This window comes from Rhodococcus sp. IEGM 1341 (genome assembly GCF_030056895.1).
Classification (GTDB): Bacteria; Actinomycetota; Actinomycetes; order Mycobacteriales; family Mycobacteriaceae; genus Rhodococcoides.
This window is the reverse complement of record NZ_JASHKV010000001.1, coordinates 205,400-230,347: the sequence shown is the minus strand read 5'-3', so window position 1 is coordinate 230,347 and position 24,948 is coordinate 205,400. Positions and strand designations below refer to the sequence as shown.

22 protein-coding genes are annotated in these 24,948 nt (G+C 66.1%); 14 read left to right on the top strand and 8 right to left on the bottom strand.

The window, feature by feature from the left end:
* Nucleotides 1-36: 36 nt before the first annotated feature.
* Complete coding sequence (locus tag QM615_RS00860) at nt 37-948, top strand: DUF4333 domain-containing protein (protein ID WP_149405776.1); 912 nt, start codon at nt 37-39, stop codon at nt 946-948.
* A 19-nt stretch (nt 949-967) separates the two neighbouring features.
* Here the strand turns inward: QM615_RS00860 and QM615_RS00855 are convergent, their stop codons facing one another.
* Complete coding sequence (locus QM615_RS00855) at nt 968-1,945, bottom strand: 5'-3' exonuclease (protein ID WP_149406012.1); 978 nt, start codon at nt 1,943-1,945, stop codon at nt 968-970.
* Between the two features lie 27 nt (nt 1,946-1,972).
* Between QM615_RS00855 and QM615_RS00850 the strand changes: the two genes are divergently transcribed.
* Entirely contained in the window at nt 1,973-3,115 is a 1,143-nt protein-coding gene (locus QM615_RS00850; protein ID WP_149405775.1) for a M24 family metallopeptidase, read from the top strand.
* Nucleotides 3,112-3,708, top strand: a complete 597-nt coding sequence (locus QM615_RS00845) for a nucleotidyltransferase family protein (protein WP_149405774.1) — start codon at nt 3,112-3,114, stop codon at nt 3,706-3,708. The genes QM615_RS00850 and QM615_RS00845 overlap by 4 nt, the downstream gene beginning before the upstream one ends.
* Here QM615_RS00845 and QM615_RS00840 read toward each other — a convergent pair.
* Complete coding sequence (locus tag QM615_RS00840) at nt 3,705-4,118, bottom strand: TIGR03618 family F420-dependent PPOX class oxidoreductase (protein WP_068050764.1); 414 nt, start codon at nt 4,116-4,118, stop codon at nt 3,705-3,707. The genes QM615_RS00845 and QM615_RS00840 overlap by 4 nt on opposite strands.
* Before the next feature lie 45 nt (nt 4,119-4,163).
* On the opposite strand from QM615_RS00840, the gene dprE2 reads away from it, so the two are divergent.
* The 3 genes from dprE2 to QM615_RS00825 are packed head-to-tail and all read left to right on the top strand — an operon-like array spanning nt 4,164 to nt 6,873.
* Complete coding sequence (gene dprE2 / locus QM615_RS00835; RefSeq protein WP_149405773.1) at nt 4,164-4,922, top strand: decaprenylphospho-beta-D-erythro-pentofuranosid-2-ulose 2-reductase; 759 nt, start codon at nt 4,164-4,166, stop codon at nt 4,920-4,922.
* Nucleotides 4,922-6,145, top strand: a complete 1,224-nt coding sequence (gene cbiE, locus QM615_RS00830; protein WP_149406011.1) for a precorrin-6y C5,15-methyltransferase (decarboxylating) subunit CbiE — start codon at nt 4,922-4,924, stop codon at nt 6,143-6,145. Before dprE2 ends, cbiE begins: the two co-directional genes overlap by 1 nt.
* Nucleotides 6,124-6,873, top strand: a complete 750-nt coding sequence (locus QM615_RS00825) for a cobalt-precorrin-6A reductase (protein ID WP_149405772.1) — start codon at nt 6,124-6,126, stop codon at nt 6,871-6,873. The genes cbiE and QM615_RS00825 overlap by 22 nt, the downstream gene beginning before the upstream one ends.
* Here the strand turns inward: QM615_RS00825 and cobJ are convergent.
* Genes cobJ through cobG form a run of 3 tightly spaced genes read right to left on the bottom strand, consistent with a single transcriptional unit; the run spans nt 6,870 to nt 10,171 of the window.
* Nucleotides 6,870-8,363 (bottom strand): precorrin-3B C(17)-methyltransferase, encoded by a 1,494-nt coding sequence (gene cobJ / locus QM615_RS00820; RefSeq protein ID WP_149405771.1) that lies wholly within the window; start codon nt 8,361-8,363, stop codon nt 6,870-6,872. The genes QM615_RS00825 and cobJ overlap by 4 nt on opposite strands.
* Nucleotides 8,360-8,986, bottom strand: a complete 627-nt coding sequence (locus tag QM615_RS00815; protein ID WP_068050694.1) for a precorrin-8X methylmutase — start codon at nt 8,984-8,986, stop codon at nt 8,360-8,362. The genes cobJ and QM615_RS00815 overlap by 4 nt, the downstream gene beginning before the upstream one ends.
* A 54-nt stretch (nt 8,987-9,040) precedes the next feature.
* Entirely contained in the window at nt 9,041-10,171 is a 1,131-nt protein-coding gene (cobG, locus tag QM615_RS00810) for a precorrin-3B synthase (protein ID WP_149405770.1), read from the bottom strand.
* 247 nt (nt 10,172-10,418) lie between these two features.
* Between cobG and cobN the strand changes: the two genes are divergently transcribed.
* The 3 genes from cobN to QM615_RS00795 all read left to right on the top strand — a co-directional run bounded on the left by cobN (nt 10,419) and on the right by QM615_RS00795 (nt 14,934).
* A complete protein-coding gene (gene cobN / locus QM615_RS00805) occupies nt 10,419-14,024 on the top strand; it encodes a cobaltochelatase subunit CobN (protein WP_149405769.1) in 3,606 nt (1,201 codons plus the stop codon).
* An 18-nt stretch (nt 14,025-14,042) separates the two neighbouring features.
* On the top strand, nt 14,043-14,426 hold the full coding sequence (locus tag QM615_RS00800; RefSeq protein ID WP_149405768.1) for a PPOX class F420-dependent oxidoreductase: 384 nt from the start codon (nt 14,043-14,045) through the stop codon (nt 14,424-14,426).
* 82 nt (nt 14,427-14,508) lie between these two features.
* On the top strand, nt 14,509-14,934 hold the full coding sequence (locus QM615_RS00795; protein ID WP_149405767.1) for a VOC family protein: 426 nt from the start codon (nt 14,509-14,511) through the stop codon (nt 14,932-14,934).
* A gap of 43 nt (nt 14,935-14,977) precedes the next feature.
* Here QM615_RS00795 and QM615_RS00790 read toward each other — a convergent pair whose 3' ends face one another.
* From QM615_RS00790 to QM615_RS00780, 3 genes are read right to left on the bottom strand one after another with little or no spacing between them, the layout of a single operon-like run.
* Nucleotides 14,978-16,345 carry a metallopeptidase TldD-related protein gene (locus QM615_RS00790; protein ID WP_149405766.1) on the bottom strand — a complete coding sequence of 456 codons (1,368 nt, stop codon included), beginning with the start codon at nt 16,343-16,345 and terminating at the stop codon, nt 14,978-14,980.
* On the bottom strand, nt 16,342-17,868 hold the full coding sequence (locus QM615_RS00785; RefSeq protein WP_269594097.1) for a TldD/PmbA family protein: 1,527 nt from the start codon (nt 17,866-17,868) through the stop codon (nt 16,342-16,344). Before QM615_RS00785 ends, QM615_RS00790 begins: the two co-directional genes overlap by 4 nt.
* Before the next feature lie 11 nt (nt 17,869-17,879).
* Nucleotides 17,880-18,647: a TSUP family transporter gene (locus tag QM615_RS00780; protein ID WP_094641790.1), complete on the bottom strand. Its 768-nt coding sequence runs from the start codon at nt 18,645-18,647 to the stop codon at nt 17,880-17,882.
* 17 nt (nt 18,648-18,664) lie between these two features.
* Here QM615_RS00780 and QM615_RS00775 point away from each other — a divergent pair, with 17 nt between their 5' ends.
* The 5 genes from QM615_RS00775 (at nt 18,665) to lnt (ending at nt 24,296) form a co-directional block, all read left to right on the top strand.
* Nucleotides 18,665-19,822 (top strand): sensor histidine kinase, encoded by a 1,158-nt coding sequence (locus QM615_RS00775; RefSeq protein WP_094641788.1) that lies wholly within the window; start codon nt 18,665-18,667, stop codon nt 19,820-19,822.
* Between the two features lie 16 nt (nt 19,823-19,838).
* Nucleotides 19,839-20,495: a response regulator gene (locus tag QM615_RS00770; RefSeq protein ID WP_269594096.1), complete on the top strand. Its 657-nt coding sequence runs from the start codon at nt 19,839-19,841 to the stop codon at nt 20,493-20,495.
* An 81-nt stretch (nt 20,496-20,576) separates the two neighbouring features.
* Nucleotides 20,577-21,101, top strand: a complete 525-nt coding sequence (locus QM615_RS00765; RefSeq protein ID WP_094641784.1) for an FxsA family protein — start codon at nt 20,577-20,579, stop codon at nt 21,099-21,101.
* Between the two features lie 59 nt (nt 21,102-21,160).
* Complete coding sequence (locus tag QM615_RS00760; RefSeq protein ID WP_502941863.1) at nt 21,161-22,714, top strand: amidohydrolase; 1,554 nt, start codon at nt 21,161-21,163, stop codon at nt 22,712-22,714.
* 58 nt (nt 22,715-22,772) lie between these two features.
* Nucleotides 22,773-24,296 carry an apolipoprotein N-acyltransferase gene (gene lnt / locus QM615_RS00755; RefSeq protein ID WP_149405761.1) on the top strand — a complete coding sequence of 508 codons (1,524 nt, stop codon included), beginning with the start codon at nt 22,773-22,775 and terminating at the stop codon, nt 24,294-24,296.
* The last annotated feature ends 652 nt before the right edge of the window (nt 24,297-24,948 follow it).

The window sequence follows — 24,948 nt, the reverse complement described above, 5'->3', positions numbered from 1 at the left end:
TACCCCCGACGAATCCGAATTTTCAGTGGAGGCGAGATGAGCGGCCCATACGGTCCGACCGATCCGGACAACAGCTGGTCGCGCACGCCCGATCAGCAGGACGGTGCCGCGAACGACACACCGGACACGCAGCCTGCTCCTTCCGCCGAGTCACAGACTCCGACGCCGTCGGCGTGGGGTCAGTACGGACAGCCGCAGGCCACGCCGTACGGCGAACCCGGTCAGAGCTACGGGCAGAACCCGCAACAACCCGGCGGCCAGTACCCGCAGGGGCAATATCCTCAGGGTCAATACACACAGGGGCAATATCCTCAGGGTCAGTACCCCCAGGGCCAGTACCCCCAAGGTCAGTACCCACCTGCCGGCTATCCGCAGGGGCAGTACCCCTCGGCCCCGAATGCACAGGGCGGCTACCCCCAGGGGCAGAACCCCACCGCGCACTACCCCGCCGGTCAGCAGTACGGCGCGCCTGCATCGGGCGATGCGGGGTACCAGAATCCGTACGCACCACCGCAATTCGGTGGTGGGCAATACGGGCCGGGTCCGTCCGGCCAGCAACCACAGCAGCCGTGGAGTCCCAACCAGCAGTATCCCAACCAGCAGTATCCGAATCAGCAGGGGCCAGGGCAGGCCGGGGCTCGATCGAAGAAGCCCCTGATCATCGCGGGTGCCGTGGTCGCAGTGCTCGCCGTGATCGCTGTGGTGTCGTTCTTCGCTTTCGGTCGAACGACCACCCTCGATACTGCGGCGGCCGAGGAGGGTGTTCGCACGGTCGTCACCGAGTCCTACGGTGCGTCCGACGTCTCCGGTGTGTCCTGTCCCCAGGACATCGAGGTCGTGGCCCAGACCAGTGTCGAGTGCACCCTGACTGTCGACGGTGCGTTCAAGACCGTGACGCTGACCTTCCTCGACGACGACGCCAACTACGAAATCTCCCTGCCCGAGTAGACCCGCTCAGGTCACACGATCAGGTCGTCGACGCCGTGGCCGCCATCGCAGCGACGAGGCGGGCCACGGCGTTCTCGATGCCGAGAGTCTCGGCGAGCGAGTTCAGTGCATCGACGTCGGCGGGCTCGGCGGGAATCTCGTCGGACTTCGACAGGACGACGTCGGCGTCGGTGACGACTCGGACAACCGGCAGCGCCGCGTCCAGGTAGTCGCTCGCATTGGCCAGTTTCGCGCGGATGCCCTTGGCCATGTCCGACGACGGGTCGAGTGCAGCAGCGCGCAACGCTTCCACGGATTCGTACTGCAGCATCAGCGTCGACGCGGTCTTCTCCCCGATGCCCTTCACTCCGGGCAGACCGTCCGAGGCATCGCCGCGCAGCAGGGCGAGTTCCGCATACGCCGCGCCCGCACGATGGAGCGGCACCCCGTAGCGCTCGGAAACCATTGCGGGATCGAACAGTTCGGCTTTCGCCAGGCCGCGTCCCACATACAGAACGCGCACCTCGTTCGGCTCGTCGGCGGCAACTTGAAGCAGGTCTCTGTCTCCGCTGACCACGACCACCGGGTCCTGACGCTCGCGCGCGGCCAGGGTTCCCAGCACATCGTCGGCTTCGAGACCGTCTGCGCCTGCAGTCGCGATCCCCAACGCGGCGAGCACATCCATGATCATGTCCACCTGTGGTGTCAGCGTTTCCGGCACCTCTTCGCTCTCGGCGACCTCCGGCGTGGCCTCGGCAACACGATGCGCCTTGTAGGACGGCACGAGGTCGACGCGGAACTGTGGCCGCCAGTCCAGATCGAGACACACTGCAAGTCGGCCGGGTTCGGTGCGCGCAATCAACGCCGAGATCATGTCGAGGAAGCCGCGCACGGCATTGACGGGTCGCCCGTCGGGGGCCGTAATCGACTCGGGCAGTGCGTAGTAGGCCCTGAACCACAGGCTCGCACCGTCGAGGAGCAGCAACGGAGACTTTCCGGGGGCGGTCATGGGGCTCATCTTGCCGTACGGCATTAGCCTGAAGGTATGAGTGTCGATTCTTCGGTCAGTTCCTCACGTTTCTCCAGCGATGTCTACGCGTCCAGACTCGCCCGCGCGGCTCGCCTGACGTCGGATGCAGGCCTGGATGCCCTGCTGATCACCCCGGGGCCGGATCTGCAGTACCTGATCGGGTCGAAGGCCAGCTCGTTCGAGCGGCTCATCGCGCTGGTCGTTCCGGCGGACGGCAGCACCCCCACGGTCGTCGTTCCGCGGCTCGAGCTCGCCGCACTGGGCGATTCCGCAGCGCAGGAACTGTCTCTGACTCTCGTCGACTGGGTCGACGGTGTGGATCCGTACGCACTGGTGGCAGCAGCAGTTCCCGGCGGAACGAGAACAGCCGTTGCCGACGCCATGCCCGCCCTGCATTTCGTGCCGCTTGCGGGTGTCTTCGGCACGGTCCCGGTTCTGGCCACCGACGTGCTTCGCGAACTCCGAATGGTCAAGGATGCGGCCGAGATCGACGCGTTGCGGCGAGCCGGATATGCCATCGACCGCGTGCACGCCCGGATGGGCGAATGGCTTCGGGTGGGCCGAACGGAAGCGCAGATCGCCGCGGACATCGCTGCCGCGATCGTCGAAGAAGGCCACACTGCACCGGAATTCATCATCGTCGGTTCCGGGCCGCACGGTGCCGATCCACACCACGAGGTATCCGATCGAGTCGTCGAGGCAGGAGACATCGTGGTGATCGACATCGGCGGACCCGTCGCACCAGGATACAACTCCGACTCGACCCGCACATACAGTCTCGGCGAACCGTCGGCGGAGATCGCCGAGCAGTACGCGGTACTCGAGCGGGCGCAGCAGGCGGCTGTCGACGCGGTGGTGCCCGGTGTCACGGCGCAGTCCATCGACGCGGCCGCCCGCGACGTCCTGGTCGACGCCGGTCTCGGCGAGGCGTTTCTGCACCGCACCGGTCACGGGATCGGCCTGTCGGTACACGAGGAGCCGTACATCGTTGCGGGCAACGACATCACGCTGACCGAGGGGATGGCGTTCAGCATCGAGCCGGGAATCTATTTCCGCGGGCAGTGGGGTGCACGCATCGAAGACATTGTCGTGGTCACCGCAGACGGGTGCGAGTCGGTCAACCTCAGGCCTCACGCTCTGGCCGTCCTGCCGGTGTGACGCGTCCGGGCGAGGACGAGTTCGTCTCGGTCGTCAGGTCCAATCCGGCTGTCGCCGAAATACTGAGGCGCGCGCCGCAACTCGGGCTTCCCGGGTGGTATCTGACGGCAGGTGGCCTCTTCCAGACTGTCTGGAACCACCTGGCCGGCCGGGACCTTCGTGCCGGCATTCGGGACTACGACTTCTTCTACTTCGACGACTCCGACCTGTCCTACGACGCGGAGAACGAGGTGATCGAGCGCGCGGCCTCGGTGTTCGACGACCTCGGGGTGGACGTCGAAGTGCGCAACGAGGCGCGCGTACACCTGTGGTACGAACAGCATTTCGGCACTCCGATCGCGCCGTACCGAAGTACCGAGGATGCGATCGATCATTTCGTGTCCACCACGTGCTCCTTCGGCATCACCACCGACCAGGGCGGAACCGATGTCGTGTACGCACCGCACGGATTCGACGATCTGTTCGGGGGAATCGTGCGGCCGAACCCGCGGCTGCCGATGCGACACGTGTACGAGGCCAAGGCTGCCCGGTGGACGACGGAGTGGCCGAACCTGACGGTTCTGCCGTGGCCGACGGAGCCGACGACGCGCTAGCGGTTCAGCAGAGAACGGCTACCCAATACACGCTGCACCTGTATCTCGATGACGACTCGGGTGGGGTTCTCTCTGGGTACGCGGTAGCGCTGCGCATAGCGGTTCTCCGCATCGACGACCGATTCACGGTCGTTCCGGACCGACGCGGGCCCTTCCAACGTCAGCCAGCGGGCACCGTCGATCTGAGTGACGGCGGCGTAGGCACCGCGGCCGGCGTTGATCGCCTTCTGCGACACGTCGTTGGTGATCACCCGAGCACACCGGGCCTCGGCGTCGTAGGTGAAGCCGACGGCGACGACGTGCGGGGTTCCGTCGGGTCGCAGTGTCGTCAGAGTGGCGAGGTGCCGCTCGGCAAGGAACTCGAATGCGTCGTCGGCGAGGGCAGTCGCGTCTGCGGGGATGGCGGCCATGCCCCGACTGTAGTGAATGCGATTTCATCGGCAAGACTGGTCGTCGTGAGCAGACGAGCAGAACCCGCGGCCGGAACGCTGTTGCTGTTGGGCGGGCGCAGCGAGATCGGACTCGAGGTCGCCACCCGACTCGCCTCGGGGCGAACCGTCGTACTGGCAGCTCGGCGCAGTACCGACCTCGATGCTCAGCAACGACGAGTGGAGCAGGCAGGCGCGGACGCCGTTCACACCGTCGAGTTCGACGCGAACGAGATGGACACTCACGCCGAGCTTCTGAGCCGGGTGGCCGAGCGATACGGCCCGATCGGGATCGTGGTGCTGGCGTTCGGGATCCTCGGGGATCAAGCACGCGCCGAGGACGACGCGCAGCACGCTCTCGACGTCATCACCACCGACTTCCTGGCTCAGGTTTCGGTGCTGACGCACGCATCGAAGATCCTCCGAGCACAGGGGAGTGGCGACCTGGTCGTGTTCTCGTCGGTCGCGGGGGTTCGAGTGCGACGCGCCAACTACGTGTACGGATCCGCGAAGGCCGGTCTCGACGGCTTCGCCAGCGGACTGAGCGACGCACTGCACGGTAGCGGAGTGCACCTCCTGCTCGTTCGTCCCGGATTCGTCATCGGTTCGATGACCGAGGGGATGACCCCGGCACCCATGTCGAGTACGCCGGATCAGGTGGCCGACGGCGTCGTCGCTGCGCTGCGCACGCGTCGGGCCACCGTGTGGATCCCCGGCACGCTGCGACCGGTGTTCTTCGCCATGCGTCTACTGCCGCAGTGGCTCTGGCGCAGGATGCCGCGCTGATGGTGGCACCCGTGCCCACTCCGATCGTGGTCGTGGGAATCGGTGCGGACGGCTGGGACGGACTGCCTCTCGCGTCGCGCAGGGCCGTCGAGCAAGCAGATGTGGTGTTCGGCTCCGCGCGCCAGGTCGCTGGAGTACAGGAGCACTGCAGCGAGACCAGGACATGGCCCAGTCCGTTGGTGCCGAATCTGCGGCCGATGATCGACGCCTGCACGGGTTCTCGCGTGTGCGTGCTGGCCAGCGGGGATCCGATGTTCCACGGCATCGGAGTGACGTTGGCGCGGGAGTTCGGTGCCGAGCGCTTGCGGGTGTACCCGGCCCCGTCTTCGGTGTCGTTGGCATGCGCTCGCTTGGGCTGGGCGCTCCACCACACCACGACGGTGTCGCTGGTGAACAGCCCGGCCGAGACGGTGTTGCCCGAGTTGGCCGACGGTCGTCGGATACTGGTGTTGAGCCGGGGCAGCAGCACTCCTGGTGAGATCGCGGTGATGTTGTCCGCCAACGGTTTCGGGGCGAGCGAGATGACGGTCCTCGAGCAGCTCGGCGGACCGGCCGAGCGGGTCGCCCGCGGGATCGCCGGAGAGTCGACGTTCGAAGGCGTCGATCCACTCAATGTCGTTGCTCTGCTGTGCGTCCGGGATCCCGACGCTGCCCGCCACACCCGCATTCCCGGCCTGGCCGATTCCGCGTACACCGGAGACGGTCAGATGACCAAGCGGGAGGTTCGAGCATTGACGCTCAGCGCGTTGGCACCGGTGCCAGGAGAGCTGTTGTGGGACATCGGGGGCGGATCGGGAACCATTGCCATCGAATGGATGCGGACCGACGAATCCTGTCGTGCAGTGACGTTCGAGAGTTCGCATGCGCGCCGTGAGCAGATCGAGACCAATGCACGGCTTCTGGGAGTTCCGGGCCTCGTTGTCCACGGCGGCGCCCCGGAAAGTTTCGCGGCGGTCTCGGACGCCGTACCCGATGCAGTGTTCATCGGTGGCGGGTTGACCGGTACCGACATGCTCGAGGCCTGCTGGGACGCGGTGCGGAACGGTGGGCGAGTGGTCGCGAATTCGGTGACGGCCGAATCGGATTCGTTGTTGCTGACCGCCGCGGCGAAGTACGGCGGCGAGCTCCGCAGGTTCCAGATCTATCGCGGCGAACCGCTCGGCACGTTCACGACGTGGAGACCGCAGCTGCCGGTCACACAATGGAGTGCGACCAAACGGTGAAGGTCCTGATTCTCGGTGGTACGACGGAGTCGAGGGCACTCGCGGCCGCTCTGGACACGGTGCAGGGGATCGAGACCGTCACCTCACTGGCCGGCCGGGTCGCCGAGCCGAAATTGCCCGTCGGCGAGACTCGCATCGGCGGATTCGGAGGTCCGGATGCCCTTGCAGTGTGGCTGCGAGACAACGCAATCGACGTGGTGGTGGACGCGACGCACCCGTTCGCCTCCACCATCGCCGCTCACGCCGAGCAGGCCACTCGGGCAACGTCGGTCGCGCTCCTGGTGCTGACGCGGCCACCGTGGACCGCGGGCGAGGGTGATCGATGGACCTCGGTTGCCTCACTGCCCGACGCGGCGTCGGCGATCACCCCCGGCAGCCGGGTGTTCCTCACGACAGGCAGGCAGGGTGTTCACCATTTCTCGAGTGTCGATCACTCGTGGTTTCTGGTCCGGGCGATCGACCCTCCGACCGGTGCGGTGCCGCCGCACATGACGCTGCAACTGAGCCGTGGCCCCTTCGACGTCGACCACGAGTCGATGATGCTGGCAGAGAACCGAATAGACCTGCTGATCACCAAGAACAGCGGCGGCGACATGACGCGAGCCAAGCTCGATGCCGCCCGAGCGGCATCGATTCCGGTTCTCATGGTCGACCGTCCCACGCGAACCGGCTCGACACCGACGGTGTTCGACGTCGCAGCCGCCGTGGACCGGTTGACGGATCGCTAAGAACTGCCTGCCGACGGATAACGCCTGGAGGTGAACACCTTCGGCCCGCTTCCCGTCTCGACCACCGTCGTCATCGACGATCCGATGATGAGCAGGCATCGCATGTCGATCGACTCGGGGTCGAGTTCGCCCAGCGCCACGGTGCGAACGGATTCCTGCGGGCTGCCCACCGCGCGTCCGATGACCACGGGTGTCTGTGGCGAACGATGCTCGAGCAGAATCTCTTTCGTTGCCGCAACCTGCCAGGTCCGTGACTTCGACGCGGGGTTGTAGATCGCGATCGCCATATCGGCTCCGGCGACCGCCGAGAGCCGCGCTGCCACGACGTTCCAGGGCTTGAGGCGGTCGGACAGAGAGATGACGGCGTAGTCGTGTCCGAGCGGTGCGCCCACCCGACTGGCGACGGCGTTGGCTGCCGTCATCCCGGGCACCACCCGCACCGGGACCGAGCTCCACTGCTCCTCGGCCGCGACCTCGATGACCGCGGTTGCCATCGCGAACACACCGGGATCACCCGAGGAGACCACGGCGACGCGGCGACCCTGTTTGGCGAGATCGAGAGCGAACGCCGCACGTTCCGACTCGACCTTGTTGTCGCTCGCGTGCCGGATCTGACCGGGGCGCTGCGGTACCCGATCGATGTAGGTGACATAGCCGACCAGATCGGTGGCGGCGGCGAGTTCGGCGCGCACTTCGTCCGTCGTCCATGCATCGTCCCCGGGTCCGAGGCCGACGACCACCACTTCACCGGCGCAAGTAGGTGTTTCGGTTCGATTCGAGGGACTCGGTACGACGATCATCGAGAAGTATGGAACGTTGTCTGCGTCGACGGCGTCGAGCACCCGCTGCTCGGGTGTGCTGGCCCGTTCCACGTAGCGCGCTTCACCCAGCCGACCGGAACGTTCCAGGGCCTCGAGCACCGTCGGGTAGGTCCGGCCCAGTTTCATGATGACGGCCGCGTCGGTGCCGCGCAGTCGCCGAGTGAGCTCGTCTGCCGGCAGCGTGCCGGGCAACACGGTGAACACCTCGTCGCGCTCCACGAGCGGGGTGGCCAGCGCAGCCGAGGCGGCACTGACCGAGGTCACGCCCGGCACGATCTCGACCTCGAAGCGGTCGGCCAACCGCTTGTGCATGTGCATGTAAGAGCTGTAGAACAGCGGATCACCCTCGGCGAGAAGCACTACGGAGCGTCCCGCGTCCAGATGAGCCGCCAACCGCGAAGCGGCGGACTCGTAGAACTCGTCGATCGCACCCTGATATCCACCGGGGTGCGCCGTGGTCTCGGTGGTCACCGGGTAGACCAGATGTTCCTCGAGCTGCCCGTCCCGCATGTACCCGGCTGCCAGCCCGCGGGAGATGCTACGACCGTGCTGTGCACTGTGGAAGGCAACCACATCGGCCTCGGCGATCACGCGAGCGGCCTTGACGGTCAACAACTCCGGATCGCCGGGACCGACTCCGACTCCCCACAGCTTTCCGGTGCCGGTCATTCTTGTTCGCTCGCAATGGCATTGACGGCGGCGACGGTGATGGGGCTGCCACCACGCCTACCGCGGACCACCAGGTACTCGACGCCGAGGCCCGCGGCGATCAGATCTTCCTTCGACTCCGCCGCCCCGATGAATCCGACCGGGCCGCCGACGATCGCTGCGGGTTTCGGTGCCCCTGCCTCCAGCATCTCCATCAGGTGGAACAGAGCGGTCGGAGCGTTTCCGATGGCGACGACGGCACCGCCGAGCTTGTCGCCCCACAACTCCAGTGCGGCAGCGGTTCTCGTGGTGTTCATACTTCGAGCCAAATCCGGTACCCGAGGATCGGACAGGGTGCACAGCACCTCGTTGTCGGCCGGAAGACGGCGACGAGTGATGCCGGCGGCGACCATGTTGGCGTCGCACAGAATCGGCGCGCCCGAGTTCAGTGCCGCGCGAGCGGAGGTCACGACTGCTGGGGTGTAGCCGATGGTCTCGGTCAGATCGATCTCTCCGACCGCGTGAATCATGCGCACGACGACCTGTGCGACGTCCGGTGCGAATCGAGACAGATCTGCTTCGGCTCGGATGGTCGCGAACGATTGTCGGTAGATCTCCGCGCCGTCGCGGACGTAGTCGTGCATGCGTGTCACGATAGGGGAGAGGGACCCCTCAGTCGGAAGCCGGTATCGTTGTGCTCAGGAGACCCGGTAGCCGATTCCCGTGGCGATGACGTCGGTGACCTCGCCCTTGGGTCGCCCACAGCGCCGCTCGCACCCGGACCAGTGTTGCCGTTCGTCGCGCGGGGTCATCCGGGCATCGACCGCGGCGGAGAGGTCGGCTCGTACGTCGGCCAACGACTTCTCGCACCCCGGCGATCCGGTGCATGCGCTCACTCGAATCCACGGCGATGCCGCGTCGAAGATCAGTCCCATCGGGGCGAGCACGCGGACGACCTGTTCGGCCGGTTCCTCGTCCAGATCACACACGATCAGCGATCGCCACGGGGTCATGATCAGCGGGCGGTCGATCGCCGCGAGGAACTCCGCGAGCCGCGCCCCGAGAACACCGTTGGCCAGTCCCGCCGCCAGCGCCACCAGGCCGTCGTCCTGATCGAGCCAACCGATCGGTGGCACCTCCACGGGTGCGGGCATCGGCAGGACAGGGCCGGCCGCGAGACCGAGTCGGTCGAGGATCCGGGCCGGGCCGTCGTCCATTTCGGCTACCCGCCACTGGGACTGCCGAAGTTCCACGAAGGCGCCCGCGCAGTTCAGCAGCATCGACACGACACTGTCGCGGTCCACGCGCACGCCACTGTCCCGGCCTGCCAACAGCAGTGCGTACGACCCGTCGGATTGGGCGTAGGCGCCGAAATCCGATTCGAGTCCGCACAGGTCGCCCCGGCCGTCGTCTAGCGCGAACAGCGTCCTACCCGGCAGGTGTGCCAGATCGGGTCGTGCACACAGGCCCTCGTCCAGCGCACCGACCAGCGCGCGCACGTCGGTGAGACCTCCCACCCGGCCCGAGAGGGGAGAGGCAAGGATGTTGCGGACACGCTCGTGCGTCGAGGACGGAAGCAGCCCGGCGTCGGCCAACCTGCGCGCCAAGTCGTCCGGGTCCGACACCGCCCGCACCTGCATATTGCCCCGCGAGGTCAGCTCCAACGTGCCGTCACCCAGCTCGGCAGCGGCCTGCGCCAACACCTGCATCTGCCCCGGCAACACGACGCCACCCGGCAGCCGGATTCGTGCCAGCGGCCCGTCCGCCGCCAGATGGGTCGTCAGCGCCCCTGGGCAGCCGTCGGGCACCGACCTCTCTGGCGAACTCATGGTCACCAGGCTACAAGCGCAACGGGTGGCCCGATTCCCCGCTCGCCCCGGTAGCATTCGATGTCCACGGCTCCGGCCGAGAGGAAACCGGCGAGAATCCGGTACGGTCGCGCCACTGTGACGGCCTTCGATCCTTCGGGTCGGGGCTGGAGTCAGACCCTCTCTCCGACGAGTCGAAGAGCAGTTTTCACCGATCATTCGAACCACCGAAGTCAGGGGCGCGAAACCCCCGAGGAGGGCGTTACCCGTGTTCTTGTTGCTGTCCACGTCGGACACCGATCTGCTCAGCGCCCGCGCCAGCGGAGCAGACTTCACCTGGGGCAACCCTTCCCGGCTGCTCGCCGCGGACATTCCGGCGATGGCCGAATCGGCGGAGTTGATCATCGTGCGCATCCTGGGGTCGAGGCGATCGTGGGAGTCGGGCATCGACGCGGTTCTGGCCACCGGACTGCCGGTCGTCGTGCTCGGCGGTGAACAGGCACCCGACGCCGATCTGATGGAGATTTCGACGGTGCCTGCCAACGTCGCGGCGCAGGCACACAACTATCTGGCCGAGGGCGGATCGGACAATCTTCGTCAGCTGTACAACTTTCTCTCCGACACGGTGCTGCTGACCGGGCACGGTTTCGATGCACCACGGCACCTGCCGACGTGGGGCCACCTCGAACGAGTCTCCGCTCCGCAGTCCGCGGGGCCGACGGTCGCGATCCTGTACTACCGCGCCCAGCATCTGGCCGGAAACACCACGTACATCGATGCTCTCGCCACGGCTGTGGAGAACGCCGGGGCCACCGCGCTTCCGATCTACTGCGCCTCCCTGCGCACCGCGGAAGCCGATCTGCTCGAGACCCTGAAGTCGGCGGACGCCCTGATCGTGACCGTGCTCGCGGCCGGTGGCACCAAACCTGCCGGCGCGTCTGCCGGCGGCGACGACGAGGCCTGGGACGTCGCCGAGCTCGCCGCGCTCGATGTGCCGATTCTGCAAGGACTGTGCCTGACGAGTTCTCGCGCGACGTGGGCCGAGAACGACGACGGACTCTCCCCTCTGGACGTCGCCACGCAGGTCGCCGTTCCGGAGTTCGACGGCCGCCTCATCACGGTCCCGTTCTCGTTCAAGGAGATCGACGACGACGGCTTGACCACGTACGTGCCGGACCACGAGCGGGCCGCTCGAGTAGCAGGCATTGCAGTACGGCACGCGAGGCTGCGGCACATTCCGGCCGCCGATCGCCGTATCGCCCTGATGTTCTCGGCCTATCCCACCAAGCATGCGCGGATCGGTAACGCTGTCGGCCTCGACACTCCGGCCAGCGCGATCGCGTTGATGTCCGAAATGCGCACCGCCGGCTACGACCTCGGTCCCCTCGACGGCCCGGACTCGGTGCCGGGTCTGGCTGCCCGCGACGGTGACGCCCTCATCCATGCGCTGATCGCCCGCGGCGGCCAGGATCCCAACTGGCTCACCGATGCCCAGCTCGAGGGCAATCCCATTCGTATCTCGGCCGCGCAGTACGGCCGGTGGTTCGAGAAGCTTCCCGCGGATCTGCGCGACGGCGTCGTCGAGCACTGGGGCCCGGCACCGGGTGATCTCTACGTTGATCGATCTGCCGATCCGGACGGTGAGATCGTCATCGCTGCAATGCAATTCGGCAACGTGGTGATCATGGTGCAACCGCCGCGCGGATTCGGCGAGAAGCCGGTTGCGATCTATCACGACCCGGACCTGCCGCCGAGCCATCACTATCTGGCGGCCTACCGGTGGATCTCGGCCACGCAGGCCGACGGCGGCTTCGGTGCCGACGCCATGGTGCACCTGGGCAAGCACGGGAACCTGGAATGGCTGCCGGGCAAGACACTCGGTATGTCCGCTTCCTGCGGAACCGATGCGGCCCTGGGAGACCTGCCGTTGATCTACCCGTTCCTCGTCAACGATCCGGGGGAGGGCACGCAGGCCAAGCGTCGAGCGCACGCCACCCTCGTCGATCACCTGATTCCGCCGATGGCGCGCGCGGAGAGCTACGGCGACATCTCCCGCCTCGAGCAACTGCTCGACGAGCACGCGAACATCTCGGCACTCGACCCGGCCAAGCTGCCCGCCATCCGCCAGCAAATCTGGACCCTGATGACGGCGGCGCAGATGCACAAGGACCTCGGGCTCGAGGAGCGCCCCGACGAAGAAGTGTTCGACGACATGCTGCTGAACGTCGACGGGTGGCTGTGCGAGATCAAGGACGTACAGATCCGCGACGGACTGCACATTTTGGGCCAGGAACCCGTCGGAGACGCCGAGGTCGAACTGGTGCTCGCGATGCTCCGAGCTCGGCAGATGTGGGGTGGAGAACAGACGGTTCCCGGTCTGCGAGAAGCACTGGGGCTCAGCGAGGACGGCGACGAGGACCGGACCCGCGTCGACAGTATCGAGGCCGTGGCCCACGGGTTGGTCGCGGCGATGCAGGCAGCGCAGTGGGATCCCGCAGCTGCCGCACGGGTCGCGGGTGAGCACGGCGGCGTGGTCACCCAGATTCTCGAGTTCGCCGCAGCCGAGGTCGTTCCGCGTCTGCGCGGAACCTCACGCGAGATCGCTCAGGTGCTGCACGCGCTCGACGGCGGGTTCATCGCGGCCGGGCCGAGCGGTTCCCCGCTGCGCGGGCTGATCAACGTTCTCCCCACCGGCCGCAATTTCTACTCCGTCGACCCGAAGGCCGTGCCCTCGAAGTTGGCCTGGGAGACCGGGCAGGCGATGGCGGAATCACTTCTCGCTCGCTACCGCCAGGATCACGGCGAGTGGCCGAAATCCGTCGGACTCTCGGTGTGGGGTACCTCGGCCATGCGCACCTCCGGCGACGACATCGCAGAAGTGTTCGCTCTGCTGGGGGTCTCGCCGGTGTGGGACGAGGCATCGCGCAGGGTGACGCGGCTCGAGGTGATCGACCTCGTCGAGCTCGGCCGTCCCCGCATCGACGTGACGGTCCGGATCAGCGGCTTCTTCCGCGACGCGTTTCCCCACGTTCTCGCGTTGCTCGACGATGCGGTCCGGATGGTCGCCGCGTTGGACGAGCCGGCCGAGCAGAACTACGTGCGAGCCCATGCGCAGGCCGATCTGGCCGAGCACGGCGACGAACGACGTTCCACGACGCGCATTTTCGGATCGAAGCCGGGCACCTACGGTGCCGGTTTGCTCCAGCTGATCGACAGCAAGACCTGGCGCAGCGACGACGACCTTGCGCAGGTCTACACCACCTGGGGTGGCTTCGCGTACGGCCGCGGTCTCGACGGCGTTCCGGCCTCGGACGACATGCGCACCGCCTACAAGCGCATTGCCGTCGCCGCCAAGAACACCGACACGCGTGAGCACGACATCGCCGATTCCGACGACTACTTCCAGTACCACGGCGGCATGGTCGCGACCGTGCGCGCGTTGACCGGAAAGTCGCCCGAGGCGTACATCGGTGACAGCACACGGCCGGAATCGGTTCGTACGCGGACACTGTCGGAGGAAACCGCACGAGTCTTCCGCGCCCGGGTGGTGAACCCCAAGTGGCTCGACGCCATGCGCAGGCACGGCTACAAGGGCGCGTTCGAGATGGCGGCGACCGTGGACTACCTGTTCGGCTACGACGCGACGACCGACGTGGTTCAGGACTGGATGTACGAGAAGCTGGCCGAGACATACGTGCTCGACGAGCAGAACAAGAAGTTCATGCAACAGTCCAATCCGTGGGCCCTGCACGGTATCGCGGAGCGACTGCTCGAGGCCGCGGAGCGAAAGATGTGGGCCGAGCCGAACAAGCAGGTTCTCGACGGCTTGCGCCAGGTGTATCTGGAAACCGAGGGCGAGCTCGAAGGGGAGTAGCGACGTACTCTGAGCGGTATGGCTGCCACCTTCGAAGACATTGCCAAGGGCAAGTACGTACTGCTGACGACGTTCAAGAAGGACGGCACCGGGGTACCGACCCCGCTGTGGGGTGCCCTCGACGGGGATCGGCTGCTGGTCTGGACGGTATCCGATTCGTGGAAGGTCAAACGGATTCGCCGCAACTCCGCAGTCACCCTGGCACCGTGCGACATGCGCGGCAATCCTCAGGGCGAGGCGATCGACGCCACCGCCGAGATCCTCGATGCCGACGGAACCGAGAAGGCCCGGGCAGCCATCGCTTCGAAGTACGGAATTCTCGGGTGGCTCACCGTCAAGGGCAGTGTGCTGCGCCGGGGCAAGAGCGGTTCCGTCGGACTGGCGATCACCGCCGCCAGGTAGCGAAAGTCGGCACCATCGCTAGTATGCGCAGTTCCGAATGCTTCGTGAGGCAGCTTCCCCTGCTGCCGGAATGGAGCACCACGTGCCTATCGCAGTGACCGATTACAACCATGTTCGCCTCACCGTCAGTGACATCGACCGGTCCCGGTCGTTCTACGACTCGGTGTTCGGCTTCGACGTCGCCTACGCCTGGGATCCCGACGCGGACGAAGAGACCAAGAAGGCCCTGTGGTTCCTCTTCGGCGGCGTCATCTACAAGTTCGGCGGCGGGCTGCTCGGGCTGCGCCCGGTCGCACCGAAAGACGACACCTTCGGCGAGGACCGGTGCGGACTGGATCACCTCAGCTTCACCGTCGACACCCGAGCCGCACTCGAGGATGCCGTCAAGACGCTCGACGAGTTGGGCATTGCACACGAAGGCATCAAGGACGCGGGCCCCGGCATGTCCATCGTGGAGTTCCGAGACCCCGACAACATCGCCCTCGAGCTGACCGGTCCCGACAAGTAGGCCGGGCAGGAGTGGAGCCTGCAGGAACGACCAGAATCCGGCCCTACTGTGCCGCGCTGACCGACGACATGTGAAAGTCGGGAACGCGTAGCGGTGGCATCGTCGTGCGAGTGAACCAGTCCTTCCACTCGCGCGGCAGTGTCGCCTCGGTTGCGCCCGCCTCGGTGACGCGTCGCAGCAGATCCAGCGGGCTCTCGTTGAAGCGAAAGTTGTTCACCGCACCGGTGATTCGACCGTTCTCGATGGCATAGACGCCGTCTCTGGTCAGCCCGGTCAGCAGCAGCGAGGTCGGATCGACCTCACGGATGTACCAGAGCGTCGTCAGGAGCAACCCGCGTTCGGTGTCGGCAACCATCTTGTCCAGACCGACGTCCGTGCCGCCCGTCAGAACGAGGTTCTCGCCCGGGACCGCGACGGGAGCTCCGAACTTCTGCGCCGTTGCACGTGGGTAGGCCAGGGCGGAGACCGATCCGTCGCGGATCCAGTCGACGCGCTCGATGTCCATTCCATTGTCGAACACCGACACCGAATCACTCGACGACCCGGCCACCACGAACGGTGCGTACTCGAGTCCGGATGCGTGTGGATCGGAGTACAGGGTGAGCGGCAGGTCGGTGAGTTTCTCACCGACTCGCGTTCCACCTGCCCGCGAGAGTGCGGTGCGACCCTCCTGCGCTCCGCGGCCTTCCATGGTCCACATCAGGTAGATCATCAGGTCGGCCACCGCCGACGGGGGCAGCACAGTCTGATAGCGACCGGCGGGCAGTTCGACGGTGTTTCGGGCCCACTTGAGTCGGGTGGACAGCTCCGCCAACATCGTCTCGGCCGACACGTTCTGGAAGTCGGTGGTGCCGGTGCCCACCCAGGCGCTCGCCCCGGATCGCTTTCCATTGATCTCGACCGATCCGGTGGGCTGTGTGAAAGTACGACGCACACCGGTCGAGGTTCCGAGCCAGACGTTGTCGACGGTGTGCTGCGCGAATCCGTACAGCGCGTCCTCACCATCGAATCCGACGTTCAATTCCGTTGCCAGCGAGCCGAACACGTCGATCGACGTATGTTGTGCTCGGCGGTCCCAGTCGTGCGGGTCCGAGACCGACGCGCGAGGCAGCAAGGGCATCGCGTCCTCGGCGGGCTCTGCCGATCGCGCCGCCGCCTCGCTCGCCCGAACCACTGCCTCGATGTCCTCCGGATCGACACTCGTCGACGACACGGTGCCGACGCGAACGACGTCGGCCTCTCGCACGATCGAGATCACTTCCCAGCGCCTGGAGGTGGCAATTCCGTTGGTGGTCATGGAGTTTCCGGCCCACCGCAGTGTTGCATCGCTGGAGTCGGTGACGATCACGATGGTGTCGTCGACACTCGCGCAGGCGAGTGCACGTTCGATCACGAGCTGCGGCGCGATCATCGACCTGCCTCCGATCGGGTGTTGAGGACGTTGACGCCGCGGAACAACGCGACGGGGCACCCGTGGCTTACGGCGGCCACCTGCCCGGGTTGGGCCTTGCCGCAGTTGAATGCGCCGCCGAGTCGCCACGTGGACGGTCCGCCGAGCAGTTCCATCGAGCCCCAGAATTCGGTGGTCGTCGCCTGGTACGCCACGTCACGCACCTGGCCGTCGAGCACGCCGTTGCGGATTCGGTAGAAGCGTTGGCCGGTGAACTGAAAGTTGTAGCGTTGCATGTCGATCGACCAGGATTTGTCTCCGACGACGTAGATACCGTCCTCCACCTCGCCGATGACGTCGGCGGTGGATCGATCGACATCGGGGTCGGGCTGCAGCGATACGTTCGCCATCCGCTGGATCGGAACATGATGCGGAGAATCGGCGTACGAACATCCGTTGGACCGCTCGAGACCGAGTTTGGGGGCGAACACTCGATCGAGTTGGTAGCCGACCAGTGTGCCGTCGCGGACCAGGTCCCATCTCTGCGACGCCACTCCGTCGTCGTCCCAACCGATGCTGGCCAGGCCGTTGATCTCGGTCCGGTCGGCGGTGACGTGCATGATGGGCGATCCGTAGCGCAGCGTCCCCAACTGGTCCGGGGTCGCGAACGACGTGCCGGCGTAGGCGGCCTCGTAGCCGATGGCGCGATCGTATTCCGTTGCGTGCCCGATCGACTCGTGAATGGTGAGCCACAAATTGGTCGGGTCGATCACCAGATCCGTTGGGCCTGCCACGACGGACGGCGCCTTCACCTTCTCGGCCAACCAGTCCGGGATCCGGGCCAGCTCGTCGGCCCAGTCCCACGTGCTGTGCTCACCCAGGTACTCCCAGCCTCGACCGACGGGTGGAGCGAGGGTGCGCATGGTCTCGAACGCACCGGCAGATCGATCCACCGTGGTGGCCTCGAATTGTGGATGCAGTCGCACCCGCTGCTGAGTGATGCTGCTGCCGGCCAGATCCGCGTAGAACGACTGCTCCTTGACCTGCAGAACCGAGGCGGTCACGTGATCGACGCCGTCCGACGCCGCCAGCCGGGAGGAGTACTCCGCCAGTAGTGCCACCTTCTCGGTGGTGGGTACCTCGAACGGGTCGATGTCGTACTCCGACGTCCACGTCGCGTTCGAGTACACCGGCTCGGCGGCGAGTTCGACGCGTTCACGATTGAGCGCACGCAGTGCCGTGGCCACCTCGACAGCTTTACGCGCTGTCTCGGCCGCTGCGTCCGTGCCGAGTTCGGCGTGCGATGCGAAACCCCAGGTGCCGTCGACCACGACTCGTACGGCGAGGCCAATCTCCCCGGCGTCGATTGCCGATTGAACCGAGCCGTCGCGCAGCGAGATCGACTGAGTCGTCAAGCGCTGCACGCGAACATCGGCATGCGTTGCCCCGGCGGATCGAGCCGTGCTCAGGGCGGCGTCCGCGAGGGCCTGCAGGGGCAGAGCCAGGAAGTCGGCGTCGACCGACCGATCCGATTGTCTCGTCACGCCTGAAGACGCTAGCCGAATTGTTGCCAGCCGAGTCGAACGACCATCCCCACGACCACGACCAGCAGGACGATTCTCACGAATCCGGCACCGCGGGCGACCGCCGTTCTTGACCCGAGGACGGCACCGAACACGTTGCACACCGCCATGACTGCTCCGAGTTGCCAGTAGACGCTGCCGGTGACGGCGAAGAAGGCGAGGGCACCGACATTGGACCCGACGTTGATCACCTTGGCCATCGCGGCGCTGCGCACGAACTCGGTGCCGAGCATCGTGGCGAAGACGATGATGAGGAACGTTCCGGTGCCGGGCCCGAGAATGCCGTCGTAGAAGCCGATTCCGGCGGCTGCACAACCGATGACGATCAGAACCTTGCGATGGGTCGGCGGCGACGGCGCCGCGGTCAGGCCGATGGTCGGACGGCAGGTGACCAGTACTGCCACACCCACGAGAACCACCATGATGATCGGGATGAACAGCTCGCGATCGATCAACGACACCGCAGCAGCGCCGGCCGCCGAGGTCACGGCGGCGAGGACGCCGGCCGGAACGAGCACCGCCCAATTCAGCGAAACCTTCCGTGCGAAGGTCACGACGGCGGCGACGGTACCGAACACTGCAGTCGCCTTGTTCGTCGCCAGCGCTGCCTGCTGCGTCAGCTGAGGTGCCACGAGAAGAATCGCCGGCAACAGGATGAGGCCACCTCCGCCAACCACTGCGTCGACCCAACCGGCGGCCGTGGCCGCGACCATCAGCAATCCCCAGTCGGCGGCAGTCATACGGCAAACTCAATCACATGCGTCGATTCAGTCTGTGGCTCCGTGGGCAGCCGTTCGTGGCCGATGCTCTGCTGGCCGTCGGGCTGTTCGTCGTCGACATTCTGGTGTTCGTCAGCTCGGTCGACGGTCTGAACGGGCCGTTGTTCCTGGTCTTCTCGGTCGTGCTGACGATTCCCGTCGCGTGGCGGCGGCGTCTGCCCCGCACGATCGCAGCACTGACTCTCGTCACCACGCTCAGCTCCGACATAGCGGGCAGCCTGGTGGGCGATGCGTACAACGGTCACCCGGCAGCGCTCGCCCTGCCGATCATGCTCTACACGCTGGTCGCGTACGTCGGTCGAGTTCAGGGCGGCGTCTATGCCGCCGCACTCGCCGTGTACACCGCCGCGAACCTGCTTCTGTTCGCCCAACCGGTGTTCACGACACTGCTGTTCAGCGCGCTGATGTACGCCCTGTCGTGGGTTGCGGCGGAATTTCTCGGTGCCCGCCGGGCGTACGACGAAGCGACTCAGGCCCGGCTCGTCGTGGCCGAGTACGACAGGGACCGACGCGCCGAAGAGGCCGTGCTCACCGAGCGCACTCGCATTGCACGCGAACTGCACGACGTCATCGCCCACAGCGTCAGTGTCATGGTGGTGCAGGCCGACGGTGCCTCGTACGCCATCAGGCGCAATCCCGATCGCGCCGAGCAGGCCGTGGCCAACATCTCCGCAACGGGCCGTTCGGCATTGGCCGAGCTCCGTCGAACGGTCGCGTTGCTGCGAACCTCGCCCGACTCGGACGACATGCCCCAGTACGGCACCGCCGGTCTGGCCCGTGTCGTGGAGATGATGGGTCGCGCCGGATTGAACGTCGAGCTCGAACAGACCGGAAACCTGGACGACATCAGTCCGGCGATCAGCCTGGGAGTGCACCGGTTGGTGCAGGAATCGCTGACCAACGTCCTCCGCCACGCCGGTCATGCGCCACGCGCTGTGGTCAAGGTGGTTCGCGGAGAAGATGCGGTCACCGTCGAGATCTCCGACAACGGCTCCGGCGCACCACCGTCCGAGGACGGTGGTGGACACGGACTTCTCGGAATGCGCGAGCGAGTAGCGGTGCTTCGAGGCACCCTGCACGCCGGGCGGACGCCGCACGGCAATTGGCTCGTGCGGGCAACGCTGCCGATCGAGTGAGGGCTAGGTTGGGTCGGTGCCGATCACCGTTGTCGTCGTGGACGACCAGGAACTCATGCGCATGGGATTGAACATGGTGCTCGAGGCGCAGGACGACATCGAGGTGGTGGGGGAGGCCTCGGACGGGGCGGGTGCCGTCGAGGCCGTCGCCAGACTGGCACCGGCGGTAGTGCTGATGGACGTCCGCATGCCCGGCATCGACGGCGTCGCCGCCACCCGCAGCATCACCGAATCGGGTTCGGACGCCAACGTTCTGGTGATGACGACCTTCGATCTCGACGAACACGTCCTCGGGGCACTCCGGGCAGGGGCCAGTGGATTCCTGCTCAAGGACACTCCACCCGAGGACCTGGTCTCCGCGATTCGCAGCGTCGCCGCAGGCGATGCCGTCGTCTCGCCGAAGGTCACCAAGCGTTTGCTGTCGAGGTTCGTCGAGCAGTCCGTGTCGACCACCGATGCCGCCGTTCTCGATGCTCTCACCGGACGCGAGCGCGAGGTGCTGGTGCACTTGGCTACCGGCTTGTCCAACGCCGAGATTGCGGCCGCCCTGCATCTGTCCGAGGCGACGATCAAGACTCACATCGGCCGAATCCTGACGAAGTTGGACGTCCGCGATCGAGTCCAGGCCGTCGTCGTGGCGTACGAAACCGGCCTCGTCCGGCCGGGTTCCTGAGAATCTGCCGACAAACACGGCAAGTCGGGAGCTATTTCGATGCCCCGCGCGTTGTACCGGTGAAGCGAAGAAAGGACCGTCATGCTCGCTCTGTTCGTACTCTATGTCGTGGTCGAGGTCGCAGCGCTGGTCGCCGTAGGAAGCGCGCTCGGTGTGCTCTGGACCGTCGTGCTGCTGATCGGTGGATCGCTGGTGGGGTCACTCCTCGTGCGATCGCAGGGCAGACGTGTGTTGGACGGTCTGCAGCGGGCATCGCGAGGCGAGCGATCGGCCGGCGGTGCCGTGGCCGACGGCGCTCTCTTCGCCGCAGGGTCGGTCGCGATGTTCGTGCCCGGCCTGGTGACCACGGTGATCGGGTTGCTGCTGTTGATCCCGCCGACCAGGTGGCTACTGCGCCCAGCGGTGATGTGGGCCGCCGCGCGCTGGTTGCCACAGGTCGCTACCGCCACCCGGCGCATGCGCCCCACCGTCATCGACGGTGAGATCCTCGACGACAGCACGCGAGCACCGAATGCATCCGGTTCTGCGCCGATACTCGAGGGACAGGTGATCGAGGCCGACCGCTTCGATCCCGCAGCCGGGGATTTCCGGAAGCCACACCGGTAGGGGCAGACTGGTCGTTCGTGACCACCGAATTGTTCTGCGGCGGACGGATCTACAGTCCGATGGCCTCCGACGCCACCGCCATGGCCGTGACCGATGGAATCGTCAGCTGGATCGGTGAGGACCGCACCGGGCGAGCGCTCCATCCAGGAGTCCGCATCACCGACTTGGCGGGCTCCTTCGTGGCACCGGCGTTCGTCGACACTCACGTGCACGTCACCGATCTGGGTCTGTCGCTGATCGGACTCGATCTGTCCGGCTGCACTTCGCTCGAACACTGCATACGGGTGCTCGCCGAACACGCATCATCGTCCTCGGACGCACTGATCTGGGGACACGGCTGGGACGAAACCGGGTGGCCCGAACATCGTGCACCGTCCACAGCCGACCTCGATGCGGCAGCTCCTGGTCGTCCGGTGTATCTCACTCGCATCGATTCGCATTCGGCCGCCGTCTCGACGCCGTTGCGCGTCGCCGCGACCGGTATCGAATCCGTCACCGGCTTCTCGGAGCAGTCCCCGCTCACCGCTGCCGCGCATCACCTCGCGCGGCAGACAGCGCGGTCGATGATCACGCCCGATACCCGCGCTCGGGCACGAACGGCTGCGCTCGACAGTGCTGCGGCGCAGGGAATCGTCGCAGTCCACGAATGTGCCGGTCCGATCGTGTCGGGTATCGACGACTTCCGCGAACTGATGGCCACCGAACACGGGGTGGAGGTTCGCGGATACTGGGGCGAGCTGGTCGAGACGGCCGAGCAGGCGCGGCAGCTGCTCGGCGACACCGGTGCCCACGGACTGGCCGGCGACATCTTCGTCGACGGCTCGCTGGGGTCGCGGACCGCGTGGCTGTCGTCGCCCTATGCCGACGGCTCCGGATCGGGCGTCCAGTACGAGGACGTCGATGCGATTGCCGCACACATCTCGGCGTGCACGACCGCCGGGACACAGGCGGGTTTCCACGTCATCGGCGACGCGGCTGTGTCGGCTGCCGTCACAGCGTTCGAGCGGGTGGTGGCCGAGCTCGGAACTCCTGCCGTCGCCGCGTGCGGGCATCGGCTCGAACATCTGGCGATGGTCGCACCCGAACAGGCCGACAAATTGGCCTCGTGGGGCGTCATAGCCAGCATGCAACCGATGTTCGATGCCCTGTGGGGTGGTTCGGACGGGCTGTACTCGGCGCGACTCGGCGCAGATCGTGCGTCGGCGCTCCATCCGTTCGCGCGCCTGGCGTCGGCGGGGGTGGCGCTCGCATTCGGTTCGGATGCGCCGGTCACCCGACTCGATCCGTGGGCGACGATCAGAGCCGCGGTCAACCACCGCACGCCGGGCAGTGCCATCTCGCCTCGGGCCGCTTTCTCTGCCAGTACCCGCGGAGCGTGGCGTGCGGGCGGAGTCCGAGACGGATTGGCGGGAACGTTGGTGCCGGGAGCGCCCGCGTCCTTCGCGGTGTGGGAGGTCGACGAACTCGTCGTCCGAGCGCCCAAGGACAGCGTGCAACGCTGGTCGACGGACCCCCGTGCGGGGGTATCTCCGTTGCCGGGTCTCGACCCGTCGTCCACGAGCCCACAGTGCTCGATGACCGTCCATCGTGGGCAGGTCATCCATGAGAACTGAGTCCACCTCGGGTGTCGGGGCCGGGGCCTCGTCGGCGGGGCGACTACGACGAGCCTCGATGTCCACTGCACTCTCCGTTGCCGGTGGTGCCCTGATATTTGCGAGCTTTCCTCCGCGAACCCTGTGGTTTCTGGCACCGCTCGGAATCGCGCTGCTGGCCCTCGTCCTGACCGGCTTCGGCGGCCGAAGTCCGCTGTCGCTGAAAGCGGGATTCGGCTACGGCTGTGCCGCCGGACTCGGATTCTTCGTTCCACTGCTCCCGTGGATCGGTGTCTACGTGGGACCGATGCCCTGGCTGGCGCTCGCCGCCGCCGAGTCCGTCTTCGTCGGCTTGTTCGGAGTGCTCGGTGTGGTCGCAGCACGGAGTGCCTGGTGGCCCGTGTCGATGGCATTGGCCTGGAGCCTGACCGAGTGGCTTCGGTCCAGTGTTCCCTTCGGCGGTTTCCCGTGGGGCCGGTTGGCGTTCGGACAACCCGAGGGCTGGCTGCTTCCCTTGGCGAGCATCGGGGGTGCACCGTTGCTCGGTTTCGGTGTGGCACTGACCGGAACCGGAACGGCCGCGCTGCTGGTCGCGGGCACTCGGCGCGACGGAGTGCGTTCGTTCCTCGGGCCGGTCGCCGCCACGACGGTCGCGTCCATAGCGGCCGTGGCGCTGCTACCCACGCTGCACAGCAACGACGCACCGGAAGGCGACGAACGGACCGTGACGATCGCAGCCGTCCAGGGAAGCGTTCCGCGTCTGGGTCTGGACTTCAACGCCCAGCGGCGAGCGGTGCTGGACAATCACGTCCGTGAAACGATGAGTTTGGCCGCCGACGTCGAGGCAGGCATGCAACCTGCCCCGGATCTCGTCGTGTGGCCCGAGAATGCCTCCGACATAGATCCATTGAGAAATGCCGACGCTGCAACTCTCATCACGCAGGCGTCCGTGGCTGTGGGGGCTCCGATTCTCGTCGGGACCGTACTCGTCAATGCCGATGGCACGAACACGAATTCGGTGATTGCGTGGAACGGTACGGACGGGCCCGGTGAGCGGCACGACAAGAAGATAATTCAACCGTTCGGCGAATACTTGCCATTCCGAAGTTTTTTTCGATTGTTCTCGGAATATGCCGACCGAGCGGGTTATTTCGTTCCCGGTAACGGAAACGGAGTTGTCCGCGCCGGGGGAATAGCAGCCGGAATAGCGACCTGCTACGAAGTCGCATTCGATCGCGCCCTCGAGGAATCGGTCCGATCGGGCGCGGAGTTCATTGCAATTCCAACCAACAACGCGACCTTCGGCGACACCGAAATGACCTACCAACAACTCGCGATGTCCAGGGTGCGCGCCGTCGAGCACGGCAGAACTGTCGTGGTGGCCGCCACGAGTGGTGTGAGCGCGATCGTGGCGCCGGACGGAGAGGTTCTGCAGGATTCGCCGCTGTTCACTCCCGACGTGCTGGTTTCCAGTGTTGTACTGCGACAATCCCTCACCGTCGCGACACGAATCGGCTTCGGATCGGAACTGGTGCTGTGTCTGGCGGCAGTCGGAGCCCTCGGCGCGACGCTCGTGGTCGGGCGCCGCCGCTCCGCCTCCTGAAACAATCGTCGAGTCGGTAAACGGTGGGTCGATCACAACGACAGGTTCGATACGGGTCGGACAATGCTGTGCGACGCGGCGTGGGCAGTCATTCGTTCGACCGAATAGCGCCTGTTCGGGTAGCACTCGGGGTCACTTCTGTAACAGGCTGGAGTTGGCGATCGATGGTTCTTATGATTACCGCACAAAAGAATCCTGCCGATGTTGTATCTTTGTAAGCCGCTGGGATGCTCGACGCTGAATTTCGGGTCGGCTTTCGGCGGTTGGCCGACGGTCTCGCGTGTGCATGTGAGTGCAGCACGAACGCCGACGTGGTCGAACGTGTCGTACGCCTGGTGGGGAGGGGAGTTCATGTCGGACAGGACGTCGAATTCGAGAGTCACCACACACTCGGTTCGCGAACTCGAGGTTGGTTCTCCTCGGTAGAACCGAACCATTTCCCTGTTTCAATCCAGTGGGCCGTGCGCGACGAATCGATACGACGGCATATCACCACCGAACGTGTGTGAATCGACACGAACGCAGACCAGAACGGAAGCCAGAATTGCTCAATCGCGCGCACAGGCCGCCGCGGCTCGACAGTCCGAACCAAACCGAGGTCTCCGGGTCCACCGACCCGATGTCGGCCATCGTGACCGTGCCGTCGAAGGGC